This window comes from Aeromicrobium sp. JJY06, from assembly GCF_044069275.1.
Classification (GTDB): Bacteria; Actinomycetota; Actinomycetes; order Propionibacteriales; family Nocardioidaceae; genus Aeromicrobium; species Aeromicrobium tamlense.
Genome location: NZ_JBIMRD010000005.1, coordinates 1 through 5,427, shown reverse-complemented (window position 1 = coordinate 5,427; position 5,427 = coordinate 1). Strand labels below are relative to the sequence as shown.

At 56.2% G+C, this 5,427-nt stretch carries 3 rRNA genes; all 3 read left to right on the top strand.

The window, feature by feature from the left end:
- The first annotated feature begins 163 nt into the window (after positions 1-163).
- The 3 genes from ACGWYL_RS16285 (at position 164) to rrf (ending at position 5,358) form a co-directional block, all read left to right on the top strand.
- Positions 164-1,682: ribosomal RNA gene (locus ACGWYL_RS16285) — 16S ribosomal RNA — on the top strand.
- Positions 1,683-2,031: 349 nt separating this feature from the next.
- Positions 2,032-5,138 (top strand): 23S ribosomal RNA (locus ACGWYL_RS16280).
- A gap of 103 nt (positions 5,139-5,241) precedes the next feature.
- Positions 5,242-5,358, top strand: a 5S ribosomal RNA gene (gene rrf, locus ACGWYL_RS16275).
- The 16S, 23S and 5S rRNA genes sit together here, the layout of an rRNA operon.
- The last annotated feature ends 69 nt before the right edge of the window (positions 5,359-5,427 follow it).

Here is a 5,427-nt window from a genome sequence, read left to right as displayed (position 1 = left end):
TTTATCAGTACCCCGGCGACTCTGAAGGATTCCGGCTTCGGTTGGTTTCGCGCAGGGTTGCAGGGACAATTCCGACAATTAATGACTGTCCAGCAGTCAGATCTTGTCAGTGTTGAACTGTCTAGTTGTTGACCGTGATCTCTTCGGAGGTTGTGGGATTTTTTCAACGGAGAGTTTGATCCTGGCTCAGGACGAACGCTGGCGGCGTGCTTAACACATGCAAGTCGAGCGGTAAGGCCCCTTCGGGGGTACACGAGCGGCGAACGGGTGAGTAACACGTGAGTAACCTGCCCCATTCTTCGGAATAACCAGTGGAAACGCTGGCTAATGCCGAATATGACCATCGAAGGCATCTTCTGGTGGTGGAAAGCTCCGGCGGAGTGGGATGGACTCGCGGCCTATCAGCTTGTTGGTGAGGTAACGGCTCACCAAGGCGACGACGGGTAGCCGGCCTGAGAGGGTGACCGGCCACACTGGGACTGAGACACGGCCCAGACTCCTACGGGAGGCAGCAGTGGGGAATATTGGACAATGGGCGAAAGCCTGATCCAGCAACGCCGCGTGAGGGATGACGGCCTTCGGGTTGTAAACCTCTTTCAGCAGGGACGAAGCGAAAGTGACGGTACCTGCAGAAGAAGGACCGGCCAACTACGTGCCAGCAGCCGCGGTAATACGTAGGGTCCGAGCGTTGTCCGGAATTATTGGGCGTAAAGGGCTCGTAGGCGGTTTGTCGCGTCGGGAGTGAAAACTCAGGGCTCAACCCTGAGCGTGCTTACGATACGGGCAAACTAGAGGTATGCAGGGGAGAACGGAATTCCTGGTGTAGCGGTGGAATGCGCAGATATCAGGAGGAACACCGGTGGCGAAGGCGGTTCTCTGGGCATTACCTGACGCTGAGGAGCGAAAGCATGGGGAGCGAACAGGATTAGATACCCTGGTAGTCCATGCCGTAAACGTTGGGCGCTAGGTGTGGGGACCTTCCACGGTCTCCGTGCCGCAGCTAACGCATTAAGCGCCCCGCCTGGGGAGTACGGCCGCAAGGCTAAAACTCAAAGGAATTGACGGGGGCCCGCACAAGCGGCGGAGCATGCTGATTAATTCGATGCAACGCGAAGAACCTTACCTGGGTTTGACATATGCCGGAAACGCCTAGAGATAGGCGCCCCCTTGTGGTCGGTATACAGGTGGTGCATGGCTGTCGTCAGCTCGTGTCGTGAGATGTTGGGTTAAGTCCCGCAACGAGCGCAACCCTCGTCCTATGTTGCCAGCACGTCATGGTGGGGACTCATAGGAGACTGCCGGGGTCAACTCGGAGGAAGGTGGGGATGACGTCAAGTCTTCATGCCCCTTATGTCCAGGGCTTCAAGCATGCTACAATGGCCGGTACAAAGGGCTGCGAAACCGCGAGGTGGAGCGAATCCCAAAAAGCCGGTCTCAGTTCGGATTGGGGTCTGCAACTCGACCCCATGAAGTCGGAGTCGCTAGTAATCGCAGATCAGCAACGCTGCGGTGAATACGTTCCCGGGCCTTGTACACACCGCCCGTCACGTCATGAAAGTCGGCAACACCCGAAGCCGGTGGCCCAACCCTTGTGGAGGGAGCCGTCGAAGGTGGGGCTGGCGATTGGGACGAAGTCGTAACAAGGTAGCCGTACCGGAAGGTGCGGCTGGATCACCTCCTTTCTAAGGAGCATCTGGCCAGCTTTGTCTGGTCCAGGCGGACACCGTTCGTCAGCGAATGTCTGACGCGGGTCCAGCTCACTAGTGGATCGTCGATTATTTGACTTGCTGCCCGTCTCGGGCCGTCAGTACTGCTCACCTTTTGGGGTGGGCGTGGAACCTCGGTCCTGGTGGTGGGTGGCATCTCAGGCACACTGTTGGGTCCTGAGGGATCAGCATCTCTTGCTGGATCTCTCGGACCGTACATCTCCTCGAACCATCCGACCCTGTGGGGTGGGGCAGGCGGGGAACCGGGTACGGGACCGATCGTATTTTGAGAACTTCACAGTGGACGCGAGCATCTTTGTAGTAACAACAAGCTACTAAGTGCACATGGTGGATGCCTTGGCATCGAGAGCCGATGAAGGACGTTGGAGTCTGCGAAAAGCCCCGGGGAGTTGACAACCGAGCTGTGATCCGGGGATGTCCGAATGGGGAAACCCACTCAGAGGAAAGTCTGAGTACCTGCGCCTGAACACATAGGGCGTTTGGAGGGAACGTGGGGAAGTGAAACATCTCAGTACCCACAGGAAGAGAAAACAACAGTGATTCCGGTAGTAGTGGCGAGCGAAACCGGAAGAGGCCAAACCTTGGGTGTGTGATAGCCGGCGGGCGTTGCATCCAGGGGGTTGTGGGACCGCACTGACTGTTCTGCCGGACAGTCGAAGAGTCATAAACCATGAGTGAAGGTGAAGCTGACTGGAAAGTCGCGACACAGAGGGTGAGATCCCCGTAACCGTAAGCTCATGGCTCTTGTGCGTCATCCCGAGTAACACCGAACCCCTGAAATTCGGTGTGAATCTGGCGGGACCACCCGCTAAGCCTAAATACTCCTCGATGACCGATAGCGGACTAGTACCGTGAGGGAAAGGTGAAAAGTACCCCGGGAGGGGAGTGAAATAGTACCTGAAACCGTGTGCATACAATCCGTTGGAGCGGTTCCTTGTGAACTGTGACAGCGTGCCTTTTGAAGAATGAGCCTGCGAGTTAGCGTTGTGTAGCAAGGTTAAGGCGAGTGCCGTAGCCGTAGCGAAAGCGAGTCCGAATAGGGCGCTTGAGTTGCACGATCTAGACCCGAAGCGGAGTGATCTATCCATGGCCAGGTTGAAGCGCGGGTAAGACCGCGTGGAGGACCGAACCCACCTAGGTTAAAAACTGGGGGGATGAGCTGTGGATAGGGGTGAAAGGCCAATCAAACTCCGTGATAGCTGGTTCTCCCCGAAATGCATTTAGGTGCAGCGTTGCGTGTTTCTTGCCGGAGGTAGAGCACTGGATGGGCTAGGGGGCCTACAAGCTTACTGAACTCAACCAAACTCCGAATGCCGGTAAGTGAGAGCGCAGCAGTGAGACTGCGGGGGATAAGCTCCGTAGTCGAGAGGGAAACAGCCCAGACCATCAGCTAAGGTCCCAAAGCGATTGCTAAGTGGAAAAGGATGTGGAGTCGCAGAGACAACCAGGAGGTTGGCTTAGAAGCAGCCACCCTTGAAAGAGTGCGTAATAGCTCACTGGTCAAGTAATTCCGCGCCGACAATTTAGCGGGGCTCAAGCAATCCACCGAAGCTATGGGATTCACACATGAGGTAGGCCTTCGTGGTCCAGCCGTGTGGATCGGTAGGGGAGCGTCGTGTCGCGAGCGAAGCGGCGGGGTAACCCAGCCGTGGATGCGACACGAGTGAGAATGCAGGCATGAGTAGCGAATGAAGAGTGAGAAACTCTTCCACCGAATGACCAAGGGTTCCAGGGTCAAGCTAATCTTCCCTGGGTAAGTCGGGACCTAAGGCGAGGCCGACAGGCGTAGTCGATGGACAACGGGTTGATATTCCCGTACCGGCGTTGAATCGCCCATGCTGAATCCAGTGATGCTAAGTGCCCGAAACCGTACCTACCGTCTCTTCGGAGACCACGGTGCGGCAGAGCGCATGACCCGATCTGGTAGTAGGCAAGCAATGGTGTGACGCAGGAAGGTAGCTCAACCGTGGCGATGGTAGTCCACGGGTAAGGTCGTAGGGCGAGTGATAGGCAAATCCGTCACTCATATGCCTGAGAGCCGATGCCACCCACTTAGTGGAGTGTGAGTGATCCTATGCTGCCGAGAAAAGCATCTAGCGAGATTCAGAGCCGCCCGTACCCCAAACCGACTCAGGTGGTCAAGTAGAGAATACTAAGGTGATCGAGAGAATCATGGTTAAGGAACTCGGCAAAATGCCCCCGTAACTTCGGGAGAAGGGGGGCCGGATGCGTCATCGGACTTGCTCCGAGAAGCGTTGAAGGCCGCAGAGACCAGGCCCAAGCGACTGTTTACTAAAAACACAGGTCCATGCTAAGTCGAAAGACGCCGTATATGGACTGACTCCTGCCCGGTGCTGGAAGGTTAAGGGGACGTGTTAGCGCAAGCGAAGCACAGAACTTAAGCCCCAGTAAACGGCGGTGGTAACTATAACCATCCTAAGGTAGCGAAATTCCTTGTCGGGTAAGTTCCGACCTGCACGAATGGAGTAACGACTTGGGCGCTGTCTCAACCATGAACTCGGCGAAATTGCACTACGAGTAAAGATGCTCGTTACGCGCGGCAGGACGGAAAGACCCCGGGACCTTTACTATAGTTTGGTATTGGTGTTTGGTTCGACTTGTGTAGGATAGGTGGGAGACTGTGAAGCTCGGACGCCAGTTCGAGTGGAGTCATCGTTGAAATACCACTCTGGTCGTACTAGATATCTAACCTAGGTCCGTTATCCGGATCAGGGACAGTGCCTGATGGGTAGTTTAACTGGGGCGGTTGCCTCCTAAAATGTAACGGAGGCGCTCAAAGGTTCCCTCAGCCTGGTTGGCAATCAGGTTTCGAGTGTAAGTGCACAAGGGAGCTTGACTGTGAGAGTGACAGCTCGAGCAGGGACGAAAGTCGGAACTAGTGATCCGGCGCTGGCATGTGGAAGCGGCGTCGCTCAACGGATAAAAGGTACCCCGGGGATAACAGGCTGATCTTCCCCAAGAGTCCATATCGACGGGATGGTTTGGCACCTCGATGTCGGCTCGTCGCATCCTGGGGCCGTAGCAGGTCCCAAGGGTTGGGCTGTTCGCCCATTAAAGCGGCACGCGAGCTGGGTTTAGAACGTCGTGAGACAGTTCGGTCCCTATCCGCCGCGCGCGTAGGAAACTTGAGAAAGGCTGCCCCTAGTACGAGAGGACCGGGGTGGACGAACCTCTGGTGTGCCAGTTGTTCTGCCAAGAGCACGGCTGGTTGGCTACGTTCGGAAGTGATAACCGCTGAAAGCATCTAAGCGGGAAGCATGTTTCAAGATGAGGTTTCCCACTCCCTCGAGGAGGTAAGGCCCCCAGCAGACCACTGGGTTGATAGGCCGGAAGTAGAAGTGCAGCAATGCATGGAGCTGACCGGTACTAATAGGCCGAGGGCTTGTTTCTTACAAAGACCGCCACGCGTCCACTGTGAGGTTCCCGAGATATGATCGGGAACCACGAAGAACACGAGAGTGTTCTCCAAGGTTTGTTGATATCTCCATAGAGTTTCGGCGACCATGGCGAAGGGGAAATACCCGGCTACATTCCGAACCCGGAAGTCAAGCCCTTCAGCGCCGATGGTACTGCACTGGAGACGGTGTGGGAGAGTAGGACGTCGCCGGACAACCATTGATGCGCGAGGCCGCTCCCAACAGGGAGCGGCCTTGCTGCATTTCACCCCCCGACCACCCCC